At 61.0% G+C, this 17,440-nt stretch carries 13 protein-coding genes; 6 read left to right on the top strand and 7 right to left on the bottom strand.

The genetic code is table 11. From position 1 onward, the window contains the following. Positions 1-39: 39 nt before the first annotated feature. Both ACQY1L_RS06660 and hspQ read left to right on the top strand, forming a co-directional pair. On the top strand, positions 40-963 hold the full coding sequence (locus tag ACQY1L_RS06660) for a DMT family transporter (protein ID WP_430243459.1): 924 nt from the start codon (positions 40-42) through the stop codon (positions 961-963). Between the two features lie 92 nt (positions 964-1,055). After that, positions 1,056-1,385 carry a heat shock protein HspQ gene (gene hspQ, locus ACQY1L_RS06655; protein ID WP_062456814.1) on the top strand — a complete coding sequence of 110 codons (330 nt, stop codon included), beginning with the start codon at positions 1,056-1,058 and terminating at the stop codon, positions 1,383-1,385. An 87-nt stretch (positions 1,386-1,472) separates the two neighbouring features. On the opposite strand, the gene ACQY1L_RS06650 is transcribed toward hspQ, so the two are convergent. Further along, complete coding sequence (locus ACQY1L_RS06650) at positions 1,473-2,129, bottom strand: invasion associated locus B family protein (RefSeq protein ID WP_430243457.1); 657 nt, start codon at positions 2,127-2,129, stop codon at positions 1,473-1,475. 333 nt (positions 2,130-2,462) lie between these two features. On the opposite strand from ACQY1L_RS06650, the gene ACQY1L_RS06645 reads away from it, so the two are divergent. Genes ACQY1L_RS06645 through ACQY1L_RS06635 form a run of 3 tightly spaced genes read left to right on the top strand, consistent with a single transcriptional unit; the run spans position 2,463 to position 5,918 of the window. Beyond that, positions 2,463-4,232, top strand: a complete 1,770-nt coding sequence (locus ACQY1L_RS06645) for an extracellular solute-binding protein (RefSeq protein ID WP_430243855.1) — start codon at positions 2,463-2,465, stop codon at positions 4,230-4,232. Positions 4,233-4,285: 53 nt separating this feature from the next. Then, positions 4,286-4,957 carry a DsbA family oxidoreductase gene (locus ACQY1L_RS06640; protein WP_430243455.1) on the top strand — a complete coding sequence of 224 codons (672 nt, stop codon included), beginning with the start codon at positions 4,286-4,288 and terminating at the stop codon, positions 4,955-4,957. Between the two features lie 19 nt (positions 4,958-4,976). Further along, on the top strand, positions 4,977-5,918 hold the full coding sequence (locus ACQY1L_RS06635; RefSeq protein WP_062456805.1) for a DMT family transporter: 942 nt from the start codon (positions 4,977-4,979) through the stop codon (positions 5,916-5,918). An 82-nt stretch (positions 5,919-6,000) separates the two neighbouring features. Here the strand turns inward: ACQY1L_RS06635 and mfd are convergent, their stop codons facing one another. Then, a complete protein-coding gene (gene mfd / locus ACQY1L_RS06630) occupies positions 6,001-9,531 on the bottom strand; it encodes a transcription-repair coupling factor (protein WP_430243453.1) in 3,531 nt (1,176 codons plus the stop codon). Continuing rightward, positions 9,528-9,851 carry a succinate dehydrogenase assembly factor 2 gene (locus ACQY1L_RS06625; protein WP_062456798.1) on the bottom strand — a complete coding sequence of 108 codons (324 nt, stop codon included), beginning with the start codon at positions 9,849-9,851 and terminating at the stop codon, positions 9,528-9,530. Before ACQY1L_RS06625 ends, mfd begins: the two co-directional genes overlap by 4 nt. 91 nt (positions 9,852-9,942) lie before the next feature. Here ACQY1L_RS06625 and recG point away from each other — a divergent pair, with 91 nt between their 5' ends. Next, the gene (gene recG / locus ACQY1L_RS06620) at positions 9,943-12,048 is read left to right on the top strand and encodes an ATP-dependent DNA helicase RecG (RefSeq protein ID WP_430243451.1); all 2,106 of its coding nucleotides are present in this window, start codon (positions 9,943-9,945) and stop codon (positions 12,046-12,048) included. Here the strand turns inward: recG and ACQY1L_RS06615 are convergent. The 4 genes from ACQY1L_RS06615 to ACQY1L_RS06600 all read right to left on the bottom strand — a co-directional run bounded on the left by ACQY1L_RS06615 (position 12,045) and on the right by ACQY1L_RS06600 (position 17,422). Then, positions 12,045-12,764 (bottom strand): DUF502 domain-containing protein, encoded by a 720-nt coding sequence (locus tag ACQY1L_RS06615; RefSeq protein WP_092662398.1) that lies wholly within the window; start codon positions 12,762-12,764, stop codon positions 12,045-12,047. The genes recG and ACQY1L_RS06615 overlap by 4 nt on opposite strands. A gap of 96 nt (positions 12,765-12,860) precedes the next feature. Next, the gene (gene glmS / locus ACQY1L_RS06610; RefSeq protein ID WP_430243449.1) at positions 12,861-14,687 is read right to left on the bottom strand and encodes a glutamine--fructose-6-phosphate transaminase (isomerizing); all 1,827 of its coding nucleotides are present in this window, start codon (positions 14,685-14,687) and stop codon (positions 12,861-12,863) included. A 173-nt stretch (positions 14,688-14,860) separates the two neighbouring features. Further along, entirely contained in the window at positions 14,861-16,216 is a 1,356-nt protein-coding gene (gene glmU, locus ACQY1L_RS06605; RefSeq protein ID WP_430243447.1) for a bifunctional UDP-N-acetylglucosamine diphosphorylase/glucosamine-1-phosphate N-acetyltransferase GlmU, read from the bottom strand. A 132-nt stretch (positions 16,217-16,348) separates the two neighbouring features. Further along, positions 16,349-17,422, bottom strand: coding sequence for a BMP family ABC transporter substrate-binding protein (locus ACQY1L_RS06600; RefSeq protein ID WP_430243445.1), 1,074 nt, complete (start codon positions 17,420-17,422; stop codon positions 16,349-16,351). Between the last annotated feature and the right edge of the window lie 18 nt (positions 17,423-17,440).

Raw genomic sequence — 17,440 nt, 5'->3', positions numbered from 1 at the left:
ACAGGCCCGTGCCTGCTTCACCGCCCCCTGGATTGCCTCATGCGCACCGATACCGGCAGCACGCCCCGTCCCCTCGACTGGCTGATCTTCCTTCTTGTCCCGGTCTTCTTCTCCAGCAACCTCGTTTTCGGCCGCGGCATTGTCGGCGAGATCGGTCCCTATATGACCGCGTTTATCCGCTGGGCAGGCTCGACGCTTATTATGCTGCCGCTGCTCTATATGGATCGTCGCGCTGCTGCGGCCTTTGTGCGGGCCCATACGTGGTTGTGGCTCTGGCTCGGCTTCCTCGGCATGGGCATTTGCGGCGGCTTCGTCTACTGGGCACTCACCATGACGACGGCCTCGAATGCCACGCTGATCTACAGCACCTCATCGCTTTTCATCATTCTGCTGGAATGGCTGTTCGCCAGTCGACGCATCAGCATCAAGGAGATCTGCGGCATGGCGCTCGCCTTTGCGGGCGTAGCTGTCATCGTATTGCGCGGAGACCTAGCTGCCGTTCTTCACATGCGCTTCAATCTCGGCGATCTCGGCATTCTGATCGCCGCGATCGCGTTTGCCTTCTACTCGATCCTGCTGCGGCGCCCGGCCGCTCAAGCCGTTCGTCCACTCACCCTGTTCGGGCTGATCGCCTTCTCCGGCTCGCTCATCCTGGTCGTGCCGGCGATCTGGGAACTGTTTCACGGCGGTCTTCTTCCCACCAGCCAGTCCGCCTGGATGAAACTCGCCGGTATCATCCTCTTCGCCTCGCTCGCCGCCTTCTTCTGCTTCCAGCAGGTTGTGCGGATCTTCGGATCGGTCACGGCCGGGACCACGCTCTACCTCATGCCCCCGGTTTCGATCGTCATGGCCGTGGCGTTTCTCGGCGAAACCTTCGAGGCCTACCATGCTGTCGGCATCGTGTGCGTTCTCGGAGGCGTCATTCTTGCAACGTTGAAGGGAAGACGAGCCGGAACGGGATGAGAACAAAGTGGAACTATCCTTACCACACCGCATTTGCCACTTGAGCAGCAACGGATTTACACCCACATTATGTTGCGAAAGGATGTCGCACCATGAAACAGCGAAATGCCAAGTTTACGATCGGGGAAGTCGTTCGCCACAAGGTGTTCCCGTTCCGCGGCGTCGTGTTCGATGTGGACCCCGAATATGACAATACCGAGGAATGGTGGAACGCGATTCCGGCCGAGATCCGCCCAAGCAAGGATCAGCCCTTCTACCACCTTCTGGCCGAGAACGACGAAACCGAATACGTCGCTTACGTCTCGGAACAGAACCTGGTCCATGACGAGAGCGACCAACCCCTGCGCAACCCGCAGGTCTACCAGATCTTCGACGCCGGCCCCTCCGGCAACCTAAAGCCGAAGGTCATCCTCGCCCACTGATCGGGGCCAGCCTGGTCGAGATAAATCGTCAAAACGAAAAAAGCCCAGTCTTTCGACCGGGCTTTTTTGTTGCTTTAAGATCTGAACTTACTGGCCCTGCTTGGCAGCGTTCTGAGCTTCTTCAAGCTTCTTGCGCGCTTCCTCAGCCTTCTTCTGCATGCCTTCTTCCAGGCTACGCTGGCTTTCCGCAAGCTGCGACTGGGTGATTGCGGCACCGTCATAGGCACCGGTAAAGCCGGTCAACGAAACCTTGATCGGGTTCGGCGCGCGACGGAAGTTCATCGACGTGAACACGACGTCGGTGCCCTTCTTAAGGCTGGCGATCATCGCATCCGTCAGCGGCACTTCGGCCGTGCACTTGTCAGGCAGGCAGACGGCGTAGTCGAGCTTCTGACCCTTGGCACCGTCGATCTGCATGATGATGCCAGGCTGCACCATACGTGCGGTCGGAACCGAAACCTGAAGGATCTTGCGGTTGACCTTGCCTTCGACACTGATGAGGCCGATTGCCGTGATCAGCTGGCCGTTCTGGGCCAGAATGATGTTCTGCACAACGCAGAGATCAGCATCGTCCTGCTTGGTGCAGGTCTTGAACCAGCCAAGCGGCGGACCGCCGGCAGAGGCGCCGCCCTGTGCGGGAGCTGCCTGCTGGGCGAAGGCTGCAACCGGCAGCGCAGCTACGCCGACCGAAACAGCAAGAGCAGACATGGCCGTCCGCATAACTTTGGTTGCCTTGAGCATCATAACGAAATCCGTCTCCTGAAATCCGCGGGCGCAGCATGCGCCGTCCACCCCGTCGAGATGTCCTACTGCCTGTCACCTGTCGCTCAAATGAGGCAATTGAATGACTCGGCGGGTGTTGCCAATCTGTTACATCGACGCGACGGCGATATCCAGCCTTTCTTTTGCTATTTTGACAAACCTCACCGTTGCAACGCAAGTTTGAAGAGCCTGTGCTTGGTGCATTGTCACCTATCCGCTATTTTCCGCCCGAATCAGCAGTATTGAGAGAAACGGAATGCTTTCATGAAGCGCAGTATATCCTTCTTGATCGCAGCGACGCTGTTTGTGCCTGTCATGGCATCCGGGGCGCGGGCGCAGCCTGTGCACGCGATCTCCATGCATGGCGAACCTGCCCTGCCTGCCGATTACCCGCATCTGAGCTACGTCAATCCGCAAGTGAAGAAGGGGGGCAGCGTCCGCTACGGTGTCGTCGGCACGTTCGACAGCCTCAACCCGTTCAATCTGAAGAGCATCCGCACCACCGCCCGCGGCGTCTGGGATCCGGCCTTCGGCAACCTGATCTATGAAACGCTGATGACCCGCTCCGCCGACGAGCCCTTCACGCTCTATGGTCTTCTGGCCGAAAGCGTCGAGTGGAATGATGAGCGCACATTCATACAGTTCAACATCAATCCCAAGGCAAAATGGTCCGACGGCCAGCCGGTGACGCCTGAGGACGTGATCTTCTCCTTCGAGGTGCTGCGCGACAAGGGTCGGGTACCGTTCTCCAGGCGTCTCGCCCCCGTGGAGAAGATGGAAAAGGTCGGCGAGCGCAGTGTCCGCTTCACCTTCAACGACACGGTCGACCGGGAATTCCCACTGATCATCGCCGCCTCCACCCCGATCCTGCCGAAACACGCGATCGACCCGGAGACATTCGATCAGTCGACCCTGAAGGTGCCGCTGGGCTCGGGACCCTATTTTATCAAATCCGTCTCGCCCGGCCAGCGCATCGTCTACGAGCGCGATGAGAAGTACTGGGGCAAGGATATTCCGGCCAAAGTCGGTTTCGACAATTACGACCGAATCAGCGTCGAATACTTTTTGGAAGACAACACCCTGTTCGAAGCCTTCAAGAAGGGCGAGATCGACATCTATCCCGATGGCAGCCCGACCCACTGGGCGCGCGCGTATAATTTCCCGGCCATCCGGACTGGAGACGCGGTCAAGGAAGCCTTCACGCCGCAACTGCCGACGGGCATGCTGGGCTTCGTGTTCAACACGCGCCGGTCGATCTTTGCAGACGTCAATGTGCGCGCCGGCCTTTCGCTGGCCTTCGATTTCGAGTGGGCCAACCGGAACCTGTTCGAGAACGCCTATACCCGCACAGAAAGCTTCTGGCAGGGCTCGCCGCTGACTTCTCTCGGCAAACCGGCGGACCAGCGCGAGCTAGAAATCCTCGGTGACACCAAGAACCGAATCGAGCCCGACGTACTCGATGGTACCTACCGTATCGAAAAGACCAACGCGTCCGGCGCCGACCGCAGAGTGTTGCGCAAGGCCGTCGATCTCCTGAAAAAGGGCGGCTACACGATCAAGAACGGCCGCATGACGAATGCCAGCGGTCGCCAGTTGTCGTTCGAGGTGATGACGCAGACGGTCGATCAGGAAAAGCTCGCCATCGCCTACCAGCGCGCCCTTCGGATGATTGGCGTCGACATGGCAATCCGCACAGTCGATGATTCGCAGTACCAGTCGCGCTCGGGCAGCTTCGACTACGACATGATCGTCAAATCCTATCCGTCGTCGCTGTCTCCCGGCATCGAGCAGATGGGTCGCTGGGGCTCCACCTCCCGCGACACGCCCGGCAGCTTCAATTTTGCAGGAACGGCGGATCCCGATATCGACCGGTTGATCGGGACCATGACAGCCGTCCGTAGCAAGGAAGATTTCGAAGCAACGGTTCGCGCCTATGACCGCCTGCTGATTTCAGGCCATTACATGGTTCCGCTCTACCATATTGCCGACCAGTGGGTGGCGCGGCGCAAGCAGATACGCTATCCGGAAACCTTGCCGCTATACGGCTATCAGCTCAACACCTGGTGGGATGAGCGGGCGCAGTAGACAGCTCGCCACCTCCCGATCGCAAGCCAAACCTGATTGGAAAGAGAACGCCGATGGAGCGCATCACCGTAGATATTGTCTCCGACGTCGTGTGCCCCTGGTGCTATCTGGGCAAGGCGCGGCTCGAGCTGGCAATCGCCGAAGTTCAGGACGAGATCGGTGTCGACCTGAACTGGCGTCCCTATCGCCTCAACCCGGACATTCCGCCTGAAGGTGTGGACCACAAAGCGTTTCTGGAAGCAAAGCTCGGCGGCAGCGAAACGGTCGCCCGCGCGCACGGGGCGCTCACTCAGCTGGGCCAGGAAGTCGGCATCGCATTCAATTTCGACGCGATCACGGTCGGCTCGAACACGCTCGATGCCCACCGTCTACTTCAGTGGGCGATGGTGGAAGGCCGCGAGGTTCAGGATCGCGTTGTGACCGCGCTGTTCAAGGCGAATTTCGAGCAGGGGCGCGTTGTCGGGGACCACGCGGTTCTCGCAGACATCGCCGTCGAAGCCGGTATGGATCGCACGGTCGTCGAGAACCTTTTGGCAGGTGACGCCGATAAGGAAACGGTCCTTGCCGAGATCGACGCTGCGCAGAAGATGGGCGTCAACGGCGTGCCGTTCTTCATCATCGATGGACAGTATGCGGTGAGCGGTGCCCAGATGCCGGATGTTCTCGCCAACGCTTTCCGCGAAATCGCCCAGCTCAAAGCCGAAGCTCGCAAGGGCATGATCTAGCTCTCTGAAAGTCATCTTTGTGCAGAAAGACCAGACCCTCAAGGGTGTCCTCATCGCCTTTGCGGCCTTCGCCGCCTATGCATGGAGCGACGCCAGCGTCAAATTGATAGAGGGCCAGCTGAGCCCCTATCAATCCTCGTTCCTCGGCGCGGTCTTCTGCCTCGTCGGTCTGCCCTTCCTCATGAAGAAGGGCGACCGCTGGACGGATATCTTCAACACCACCAACAGATCGCTCTGGATCCTGCGATTTGTGGCGCAGGCCGGCGGCACGATCGGCAGCGTCACTGCCTTCACCCATCTGTCGATGGCCGAAGCGTTCGCGCTGATCTTTCTTCTTCCGTCCTTCGTCACCATCATGTCGGTCATCTTCCTCAAGGAACAGGTCGGATACAGGCGCTGGGCCGCGGTCGTCATCGGCTTTGTCGGCGTCATGATCGTGCTCCGCCCCGGATTTCGCGAACTCTCGATCGGCCATCTCGGCGCCGTCTTCGGCGGCTTGAGCGGAGCCATCTCGATCGTCGTGTTCAGGGCCATGGGACCATCAGAGAAGAACATATCGCTCTACGGGGCCGGCGTGCTCGGAACGCTCGTCGTGTGCGGCGCGCTTGCCCTGCCCGGCTTCCAGGCACCGACGGCAATCCAGTGGCTCTGGCTGGCCGGCTACGGGCTTCTGGCAGCACTCGGCGCGATCCTGGTCATGTATGCAGCCGCCTATGCACCCGCGACCCTGATCGGTCCGACGCAATATAGCCAAATGATCTGGGCGGTGCTGTTCGGCTACTTGGTCTTCGGCGACCATATCGACCTGCCGATGGTGATCGGCATCATCCTGATCATCGGCTCGGGCATGCTGACCCTCATTCGCGAACGCGTTCGCGGCACGCCGCTTCCGCCGGCCCTTGGCTCGGATACGCAGGCCGCCGCGGTGATGGCGCCGGAAGCGCCAGACACGAAGCCCTGAAAGCCACAGTATCGATTGAACGAAAAAGGCCGGCGAGCTCTGCTCACCGGCCTTTTGTTTGTTGTCGAAGCGACGAGACGCTTCAGGTCTTCGCCAGTTCCGCAAACTGCGTCATCACCTGGGCTGCAGCCGTCAGCCGCTTTGTCGGCGTCGGCAGGTCGCGGTTGAGGAAGATGCTCTGGTCCGGCCTGATCTTCGCAAGCGAACCCTGCTTGGCGATATAGCCGACCAGCGCCGTCGGGTTGGGGAACTGCTTGTCACGGAAGACGATGACCACGCCCTTCGGACCGGCATCGACCTTCTCGACATTCGCCTTGCGGCAGAGCGTCTTGATATAGACGACCTTGAGCAGGTTCTGCACCTCGGGCGGCATCGGCCCGAAGCGATCGATCATTTCCGCACCGAAGCCATCGATCTCCGACAGTTCCTGCACTTCGCCGAGACGGCGATAGAGACCCATGCGCAGATGCAGATCCGGCACGTAGTTCTCCGGGATCATCGTGGTGATGCCGACGGAGATCTGTGGCGACCAGCCCGTATCGACGACGTCGTCCTCACCCTTCACCTCCGCAACCGCCTCTTCCAGCATCTGCTGGTAAAGCTCGAAACCGACTTCCTTGATGTGACCGGACTGTTCCTCGCCGAGAAGATTGCCGGCGCCGCGGATGTCGAGGTCGTGGCTTGCCAGCTGGAAACCGGCGCCCAACGTATCGAGCGACTGCAGCACCTTGAGGCGACGGTCCGCCATCTGGGTGAGCGTCTTGTTGACCGGCAGCGTGAACAGCGCGAACGCCCGAACCTTCGAGCGTCCGACGCGGCCACGCAGCTGATAGAGCTGTGCCAGTCCGAACATGTCGGCCCGGTGCACGATCAGCGTGTTGGCGGTCGGCACGTCGAGACCGGATTCGACGATCGTGGTCGAGAGAAGCACGTCATACTTGCCGTCGTAGAAGGCATTCATGATGTCTTCCAGCTCGCCGGCAGCCATCTGGCCATGCGCAACGGCTACCTTGAGTTCCGGCACGTCCGACTGCAGAAACGCCTGGATATCGGCAAGATCGGCCAGCCGCGGGCAGACGTAGAAGCTCTGACCGCCGCGGTAGTGCTCGCGCATCAGCGTCTCGCGAATGACCAGCGGATCAAACGGCGAGATAAAGGTCCGCACAGCCATCCGGTCGACCGGCGGCGTGGTGATCAGCGACAGTTCGCGAACGCCCGTCATGGCCAGCTGCAGCGTGCGCGGGATCGGCGTCGCAGACAGCGTCAGCACATGCACGTCGGTCTTCATGTCCTTCAGCCGTTCCTTGTGCTTCACCCCGAAATGCTGCTCCTCGTCGATGATCAGAAGACTCAAGTTCGCGAACTGGATGCTGTTGCCCAGTAGCGCATGGGTGCCGACGACGATATCGACCTTGCCCTCGGACAATTCCTTCTTCGTCAGCGCCAGTTCCTTTGCCGGCACAAGACGCGAGGCCTGTGCAATCCGGATCGGCAGCCCGCGGAAGCGGTTGGTGAAGGTCTTGAAATGCTGGCGTGCCAGCAGGGTCGTCGGAACGACGACCGCAACCTGGGCACCGTTCATCGCGGCAAAGAAGGCTGCGCGCAGCGCCACTTCGGTCTTGCCGAAACCAACGTCGCCGCAGACGAGGCGATCCATCGGCCGTCCCGCTGCCAGATCGTCACGCACGGCCTCGATCGCAGTTGCCTGGTCTTCCGTCTCGTCATAGGGGAAGCGCGCCGCGAACTCGTCGTAGAGCCCTTCCGGCGTTGCCAAAACCGGTGCACGGCGCACCATGCGTGTCGCAGCGATGCGGATGAGGTCGCCGGCCATATCGAGCAGGCGCTTCTTGAGCTTGGCCTTGCGAGCCTGCCAGGCGCCACCACCGAGCTTGTCGAGATTGGCTTCCGCCGCATCCGACCCGTAGCGCGAGAGAAGGTCGATATTTTCGACGGGCAGGAAAAGCTTCGCCTGATCCGCATAATGCAGTTCCAGGCAGGCGCGCGGCGCACCGGCTGCCTCGATCGTGATCAGGCCGACGAACTTGCCGATACCGTGTTCGGCGTGGACGACAAGCGACCCTTCATCGAGGCCCGCGACTTCGGTCAGGAAGTCGGCTCCGCGCTTGCGGCGCTTGCCACGCCGAACCATGCGGTCGCCGAGAATATCCTGCTCGCCGATCACGGCGATATCGCCCGTCTCGAAACCCGCCTCCAGGCTCATCACGGCCGACGCCGCTTCGCCTTTTTCAAGCTTTTGCAGGTCGGACAGCTTTTCAATCGGCTTGATGCGCTTCAGGCCGCGTTCGTCCAGCACCTGCAACAGGCGGTCGAGCGAGCCGGCGGACCAGCCCGTAATCAGAACCTTGATGCCTTCAGCGCGCTTGTCGGCGATGTGCTTGACGACGAGATCGAAGATATTGACACGAACCTCGCTATCGGAATCGTGCTCCTGGGTCTCGGACCCGGTCTCTGCCTGGCTTTTCGCCCAGCGCGGCCCGGTATGGGCATCCAGCGTCAGAACAGGTCGGCCGGCCGAATCCATCTCGTTGAAGGGCGTGAGCCGGATGGCGGCGACCTCATCGAGGGTTTCCGCAAACGACTTGCCATCGAGATAGAGCTGGCCCGGCGATACCGGCTTGTAGGGTGTCGCCTGCGCGGTCGCTCCCTTGCCCAGGCTCGCCTGATCGCGGCGTGCCTCGAAGTAGTCGGTGACGAGCTTTGAGCGCTCAGTCGCCGCTTCGCGCGCATTATGATCGGTGACGATCCGGAAACCGCTCAGATAGTCGAACGCGGTCTCGAGCTTCTCGTAAAACAGCGGCAGCCAGTGTTCCATGCCGGCGTAGCGGCGCCCTTCGGACACGGCCTGATAAAGCGCGTCGTCGCGGTTGGCAGCCCCGAACATCGACAGATAGTTCGTGCGGAAGCGGCTGATAGTATCAGGCGTCAGCGTCACTTCGCTCATCGGGTTGAGGTCGAGCGAGCGGGCCTGGCCCGTCGTGCGCTGGCTTGCCGGATCGAAGGACCGGATCGTTTCCAGCGTGTCACCGAAGAAATCCAGCCGCACCGGTTCTTCCGAACCCGGCACGAACACATCGAGAATACCGCCGCGCACCGCAAATTCGCCGACTTCGCGCACGGTCGACACGCGGTCAAAGCCGTTGCGCTCAAGCCGCGCGGCAATATCGTCCATCCGGATCACGTTGCCGGGCTTGGCTGAAAACGCCAGGCTTTCGATCACCGAGGCTGGCGCGATCTTCTGCAACATCGCATTGACGGTGACGAGCACAATGGCCGGATGCGGCTTCTTGGCATGCGCGATCAGCCCCGACAGGGCGGCAAGTCTCCTTGCGGAGACATCGGCACTCGGTGACACACGGTCATAGGGCAGACAGTCCCAGGCCGGCAGCGACAGAACCGGAATTTCCGGCGCAACGAAGGACAGCATCTGCTCCAGATCCGGCATCCGCTGGCCGTCCGAGAGAACGTAGGCAACCGACTGTCCGGCCCGCGCCAGTTCCGCAAGAACAAGCGGTTCGGTGCCGGCCGGCACACTGCCGATGGTCAGCGGTGTTGAGGCCGCCGCGATCTTCTTCGCGTTAAATCCGGAAATCATTGGCCGAGTTTCTCTTGCAACGACTCTCTGGTCACGGGATCGAAGTCCGGCTTGTAGGCGGCGATACGCGCAAACAGAGGCGTATTGCGTTCCTCGGGCAGCGCCATAGCGCCGGTGATCCAGGCGTGCAGGTCGTGGTCCTGCTCGTCCATGATCACTTCAAACTCGTCCAGTTCCGTATCGGAGAGGTTGGAAATCTCCGCCTCGGCGAAGCTGCCGAACACGAGATCCATCTCGCGAATACCGCGATGCCAGCAGCGATAGAGAATACGTCGGCGACGGGGGTCGAGATCCGCGCTGGTGCGTGCCAATCCAGTCATAAGCCAAGTCCCTGTTTTGCGGTTCATATAGGATTGTTTTCGGCTCGCGTCACCTTGCCAAATGGGCAAAACTTGCGCCATTTAGCCAACCATGCGCCCTGCCATACTCGATCCGCTGTTTGCCTCCGTTTCATCGCTGCCCGGCGTTGGCCCGAAGATCGCCGACCTGATCGCGCGTGTCACCGGACGCGAGGATGCGGAAGACTGCCGGGTCGTCGATCTCCTGTTCCATGCGCCCTATTCGCTGATCGATCGCCGCAACCGTCCGGGCATTGCGCTCGCGCCGCAAGGAGCGATCGTCACCATCGAGGGACGCGTCGACCGGCATCAACCTCCACCGGCCCGGACCAACCAGCCCTACCGGGTCTTTCTGCACGATGAGACGGGCGAACTCGCCCTCACCTTCTTCAGGGCAAAGGGCGACTGGCTGCACAAGACGCTTCCAGTCGACGAACAGGTGATGGTCAGCGGCAAGGTCGACTGGTTCAACGGCCGCGCCTCGATGATCCATCCGGATTTCATGGTGAAGGTATCGGAAGCCGAAAACCTGCCGCTTGTCGAGCCGGTCTATCCGATGACGGCCGGCCTGTCGTCGAAGACATTCCGCCGGACGATCGAAGGCGCGATCGCACGCCTGCCGCAGTTCCCGGAATGGGCGGATTTGAGCCTCACGCAGCGTCAGGGCTTTCCTACCGTAACGGAAGCCTTTCAGGAACTGCACGATCCGCGCGACGAGACGGATATCGATCCCCAGTCCAAGGCACGCCGCCGCTTGGCCTATGACGAATTTCTCGCAGGCCAGGTGTCGCTGGCACTGGTGCGCCAGAAGATCCGCAAAGTGCCGGGACAGCCGATCCGGGTAAAGGGCGAGCTTGCCGCCCGTCTCGTTGCCGCGCTGCCCTTTTCGCTGACGCCCAGCCAGAAATCCTCCGTCGACGATATCATCAAGGACATGGCAGGCGAAGACCGCATGCTGCGGCTGTTGCAAGGCGATGTCGGCGCCGGCAAGACGCTGGTGGCCCTTCTGGCGATGGCCGCCGCTGTCGAAGCCGGCGGCCAGGCCGTTCTGATGGCACCGACCGAAATCCTCGCCCGCCAGCATTTCTCGACCATCTCGAAACTGGCCGGTGCCGCCGGCGTCACTGTCGAACTTCTGACCGGCCGCACCAAGGGTCGCGAACGCGAAGCCATCGTCGAGCGGATCGCCTCGGGCGAGGCCCAGATCGTCATTGGCACCCACGCGCTGTTCCAGGACACCGTCAGCTATCACAGCCTGATGCTGGCGGTCGTCGACGAACAGCACCGGTTCGGCGTGCATCAGCGTCTGCGTCTGACCGCCAAGGGCATATCCCCGCATATGCTCGTCATGACCGCGACGCCCATCCCGCGCACACTGGTGCTGGCAGCCTTCGGCGACATGGATGTGTCCAAGCTGACCGAGAAGCCTGCCGGCAGAAAGCCGATCCAGACCGTGACGATCCCGACCGAACGGATCGGCGATGTCGTCGGGCGCCTGCGCAGCGCCGTCGCAGAGGGAAAGAAGGCCTACTGGATCTGCCCGCTGGTCGAGGAATCGGACGTCTCCGAACTGATGTCGGCCGAGGAGCGCTACGCGGTACTGGCCCGCGAACTCGGTGCCGACAATGTCGGCCTCGTGCATGGCCGAATGGCCGGACCGGAAAAAGACGCCGTCATGAGCGCCTTCAAGAACGGCGAGATCCGCCTGCTTGTCGCAACCACCGTCGTCGAGGTCGGCGTCGACGTGCCCGATGCGACGATCATGGTGATCGAACACGCGGAGCGGTTCGGTCTGGCGCAGCTCCACCAGTTGCGTGGGCGTGTGGGGCGTGGAGACGAAGCCTCCGCCTGCATTCTTCTCTACAAGGGACCACTCAGCGAGACCGGCCACGCGCGCCTGTTGATTCTCCGCGACAGCGAGGACGGTTTTCTGATCGCCGAGGAAGACCTGAAACTGCGTGGCGAAGGAGAACTCCTCGGCACCCGCCAGTCAGGGACGCCCGGGTTCAAGATCGCCAGCCTAGAAGCACACGCGGATCTCCTCGAGATCGCCCGCAAGGACGCGACCTACCTCCTGGATCGCGATCCCGACCTAACAAGTGAACGCGGCGAGGCCGTACGCGCGCTGCTTTACCTGCATAGACGTGACGAAGCGATCCGCTTCCTGCGCGCCGGCTAAGGTGCTGTCGGAGGCGTGGTAACAGTGGGCATGTCCTGCGGTGCCGGCAGGATCGGGACCTCGCCCGGCTTCGGCGTATAGGTCGGAGAGATAAGCCCGCCCGAGATCAACAGCTTGGCGCCCTCTTCCGGCGTCATGTCGAGCATGATGATCTGGCTTTTGCGCACGAACATCAGGAAACCCGCGGTTGGAACCGGGGTCGGAGGCATGAACACCGCCACCATCTCCTCGCCGTCTGCGTTGAGCTTCTCGGCAATCTCGCCCTGTGCATCGCCGGCAATAAACACGAGCACCCAGGTGCCGGGTGTCGGAAACTCCACCATGCCGCACTTCTTGAAGGACGTGGACTGTTCCTTCAGAACCGTCTCCAGGATCTGTTTGACGCTCTTGTAGATGGTCCGGATAAGCGGCATCTGGTTGAGGATCGACTCGCCGAAACTGACGATCGAGCGACCGATCAGGTTCCTGCCGAGAAAGCCGATGATGGTGATCATCACCATCGCCAGCAGCAGACCCGTGCCGGGAATCGTTACGTCGAAGTAATATTGGGGGTCGTAACGCTGCGGGATGTAGGGCGTTACCCAGCTATCGGCCCAGTCGATGAAGGTAAAGGTAAGCCATATGGTGATCGCCAAAGGCGCGCATATGATCAGGCCTGTCAGGAAGTTGTTTCTGAGCCGACCGGCCAGCGATAAGCGCTCTGGGCTGTCGCTCATGAAAATTCCTTACCCGTGACTTGCATTGTCGCATTCATCGAATGCGACAATGCAAGATGCAATGCTGCGATGCAAGGGAAAGCAACCCTTTCCCGATCACTCCACAGTGACGGATTTGGCGAGGTTGCGAGGCTGATCGACATCGGTGCCCATAAACACGGCCGTGTGGTAGGCAAGCAGCTGGATCGGCAGCGAAAAGATCATCGGTGAAATGATTTCGTCTACATTCGGAAGCACGATCGTCGCCATCGTCGGAAGTTTCGAGGCAGCGGCCCCCTTCTCGTCGGTGATAAAGATGATCTTGCCGCCGCGCGCCGCCACTTCCTGCATGTTCGAAACGGTCTTTTCGAAGAACCTGTCATGCGGCGCAATGACGATGACCGGCATGTGCTCGTCAATCAGGGCGATCGGTCCGTGCTTCAATTCACCGGCTGCGTAGCCTTCCGCGTGGATGTAGGAGATTTCCTTGAGTTTCAACGCACCTTCCAGTGCAAGCGGATAGCTCGTGCCGCGCCCGAGATAAAGCACATCCTTGAAGCGCGAAAGCTCTCGCGAAAGCGCCTCGATCTGCGGCTGGATGTCGTTCAATACCCGGCTCATGATTCGCGGCATCTCGGCTAAGTGCTTTACCATCGCCTTCTCGTCGCTCTCCGTCACCGTCCCGCGGACGCGACCGGCACCGATCGAAAGAGCCGCCAGAACCGCGAGCTGGCAGGTGAAGGCCTTGGTCGAGGCGACACCTATCTCCGGTCCTGCAAGAATTGGAAACACTGCATCCGATTCCCGCGCGATCGTCGATTCGCGGACGTTGACGATAGCGCCGATCTTGAGGCCCTGATCCTTGCAGTAGCGCAGGGATGCGAGCGTATCGGCTGTCTCGCCGGACTGCGAGATGAACAGCGCCGCCTGGCTGGGCGACAGCGGCAGTTCGCGGTAGCGGAATTCCGAGGCGACGTCGATCTCGACGGGAAGGCGCGCATAGCGCTCGAACCAGTATTTGCCGATGAGACCGGACAGATAGGCCGTACCGCAGGCGGAAATCGCGAGGCCCGACACTGTCGAGAAGTCGATCGCCGTATCCGTGGGCTTCACCGTGTTGGTGGCAAAGTCGATATAATGGGCAAGCGCGTGAGAAATGATCTCGGGTTGCTCATAAATCTCCTTCTCCATGAAATGGCGATGGTTGCCCTTGTCGACCATGAAGGTCGCCGCCTGCGAGATCTGGCTCTTTCGGGTAACCGGCCGGCCTTCGTAGTCGACGACCTCGAGACGATCATGGGTGATGATGGCGCAATCGCCATCGACCAGATAGGTGATCTCGTTGGTAAAGGGCGAGAGCGCAATCGCATCCGATCCTAAGAACATCTCGCCCCGGCCATGACCGACGGCAAGCGGCGGCCCGAATCGCGCCGAAAAGATCGTGCCGGGCTCGTCCTCGAACATCACGACCAGCGCATAGGCGCCGGAAACGCGGTTGAGCATGGCGAGCATTGCCTCGCGGTGCCCCAGGCCTTCGCGCGTGTAATGCGCCAGCAGATGTGCCACGACTTCCGTATCCGTCTGGCTGGTGAAGACAGCCCCGTCGGCGATCAGGGCGTCCTTAAGTTCGGAGAAATTCTCGATGATGCCGTTATGAACAACCGCGACTCCGTCGACGAAATGCGGATGCGCGTTCGTCTCGTTCGGAACGCCATGCGTTGCCCAGCGGGTATGGGCAATCCCGATCGTGCCCGGCAGCGGCTCTCCGTCCAACTTCTTCTCGAGGTTGAACAGCTTGCCCTCGGCGCGGCGGCGATCGAGCTTGCCCTCGTGGATGGTGGCGACGCCGGCGGAATCATAGCCGCGGTATTCCAGCCGCCGCAACGCCTCGACTAGACGCGTCGCTACCGGCTCCTGGCCCACGATCCCGACAATCCCGCACATATAGGCCTCTCCAATTCTTCTCGTTCGATCGCGAAGTCCTAGCCGATTGCCCTCGCCGTGCAATCACCGGCGCGGTCACTTTCGATGTCGAACCGTAACGCGAAAACCTTAATGGCTCGAACCGGATGGCACCTGGAAGCAGAAGCGATTCTGCGACCGATCAGCACCGCTATCTACTTCGACTTCGATGCCTTGATCGCCAGCGCCCGCTCGCGGATCACCTTGGCGCGGTCCGGCTTTACCTCCTGGCGAGCGCGACCAAGAGCCAGCGCATCATCAGGCACATCCTCGGTAATCACACTGCCTGACGCGACATAGGCGCCATCGCCAATCGAGACCGGTGCAACCAGCGACGAGTTCGACCCAATGAAGCTGTTCGCGCCGATCCGGGTCTCATGCTTGTTGACGCCGTCATAGTTGCAGGTGATCGTGCCGGCACCGATATTGGCATGCGCGCCGATGACGGCATCGCCGATATAGGTGAGGTGGTTCACCTTGGCGCCCTCGCCCACCTTGCCGTTTTTCACCTCGCAGAAATTGCCGACCTTCGAGCCCTCGGCGAGATCAGCACCTGGGCGAAGACGCGCGAATGGCCCCACTGTCGCACCCGAACTGACATGCGCACCCTCGATATGGGAAAACGCGTGGATGACCGCACCGCTATCGATCGTCACGCCCGGCCCGAACACCACATTCGGCTCGATCAGCGCGTCCTGTCCGATCTGCGTATCATAGGCCAGGAAAACGGTTTCCGGCGCAATCATGGTGACACCGGACACCATCAGTTCATGTCGGCGACGCTCCTGCCACAGGCGCTCGATGTAAGCCAGTTCCGCCCGGTTGTTGCAGCCGGTCAGTTCCGTTTCGGGCGCATCCACGGCAACGACCTTGCCGCCGTTCGCCCGGGCGATCTCCACGAGATCCGTCAGGTAGTACTCGCCCTTGGCATTGGCATTGCCGATCTGTTCGAGCAGGGCCAAAGCCTTGGCACCGTTGATTGCCATCAGGCCGCTATTGCACCAGGTGACCTTGCGCTCCTCCTCAGTCGCATCCTTCTCCTCGCGGATGGCAACGAGTTCGCCATTCTCCACCAGAAGACGGCCGTAACCGGTCGGCTTGTCCGTGTGGAAACCGATGACGACCACGTCGGCCCCGTTTTCCAGCTCGGCCCGGGCGGCCATGAAGGGAGCGGCGGTGATCAGCGGCACGTCGGCATAGGCCACCAGAACATCGTCGAAGCCTTCGGCGATGGCGTCACGCGCCGCGAGAACCGCGTGTCCGGTGCCGAGCCGCTCTTTCTGCAGGAAGGCTTTGACCGATATCCCGCCGATCGCGCCTGCCTTGGCAACCTTGTCCGCATCGCGGCCGACCACAAGTGCCGCGTCCGTCATGCCGGCCGAAGCGACCGCTGCCATCACATGCGCAATCATCGGTCGCCCGGCGACCGGATGCAGTACTTTCGACATGGACGATTTCATTCTCGTGCTGTCGCCAGCGGCAAGAATGACGGCAAGGCAGGAACGGCTCATTTCAGAATCTCCTTCGGCGATCGCCGCCTGTGTAGCAGCAACTGTCTTGAAGGGCGATAAACGGCATATGTCCATCAGAAACAAAAAGGGCGCCGATGAGGGCGCCCTTTCAAACTCAGACTGGAGACGAGCTCACTTCGGCAGCTGGTCGTCCACACCCTGGATGTAGAAGTTCATGCCGAGCAGAACGCCGTCCTCGGCCTTTTCGCCGGCCTTCAGCCACTCGGAACCGTCCTGCTTGTTGATCGGGCCGGTAAACGGATGCAGTTCGCCGGACTTGATCTTGGCTTCGGTCTCTTCGGCCATCGCCTTCACGTCGTCAGGCATGTTTGTGTAGGGCGCCATCGTGAGAATGCCGTCCTTCAGGCCGTCCCAGATCTGCTCGGACTTCCAGGAGCCGTCGAGAAGCGCCTTGGTGCGCTTGATGTAATAGGCGCCCCAGGTGTCGACGATCGCAGTCAGCTGCGTCTTCGGACCGGCGGCGATCATGTCGGAGGCCTGACCGAATGCGAAAATGCCGCGCTCGGCTGCAACCTGCATCGGTGCCGTCGTGTCGGTGTGCTGGGTCAGGATATCGACGCCCTGGTCGACCAGTGCCTTGGCAGCATCGGCTTCCTTGCCCGGGTCGAACCAGGTGTTGGCCCATACGACCTTGAGCTTGAACTCAGGATTGACCGACTTTGCGCCGAGTGCGAAAGCATTGATGCCCATCACCACTTCCGGGATCGGGAAGGATGCGATGTAGCCGGCAACGCCCTTCTTCGACATCTTCGCAGCGATCTGGCCCTGGATGTAGCGGCCTTCGTAGAAGCGCGAATTGTAGGTCGCGAGGTTCGGACCAGCCTTGAAGCCGGTTGCATGTTCGAACTTCACGTTCGGGAATTTCGCGGCAACCTTCACGGTCGCATCCATGAAGCCGAACGAGGTCGTGTAGACGATCGCGCAACCGGAGCGGGCCATGCGCTCGATCGCACGTTCGGCATCCGGACCTTCCGGCACGCTTTCGAGGAACGGCGTCTCGATCTTGTCGCCAAGTGCCTTTTCCAGCTCGATACGGCCGCGATCATGCGCCTGGGTCCAGCCGCCGTCGGTCTTGGAACCGACATAGATGAAGCAGACCTTCTTCTTTTCCTGGGCCTGCGCGCCGGTCGAGAAACCACCCAGAAGGGCGGCCGACGCGGCTAGGGCGATAATCAGTTTCTTCATTTCCTAAACCTCTATTGG

Source organism: Neorhizobium sp. DAR64862/K0K3 (assembly GCF_050500185.1).
In the GTDB taxonomy this organism is placed as follows: domain Bacteria; phylum Pseudomonadota; class Alphaproteobacteria; order Rhizobiales; family Rhizobiaceae; genus Neorhizobium; species Neorhizobium soli.
The sequence above is the reverse complement of the archived record's forward strand: the minus strand, read 5'-3'. Positions and strand labels throughout refer to the sequence as shown.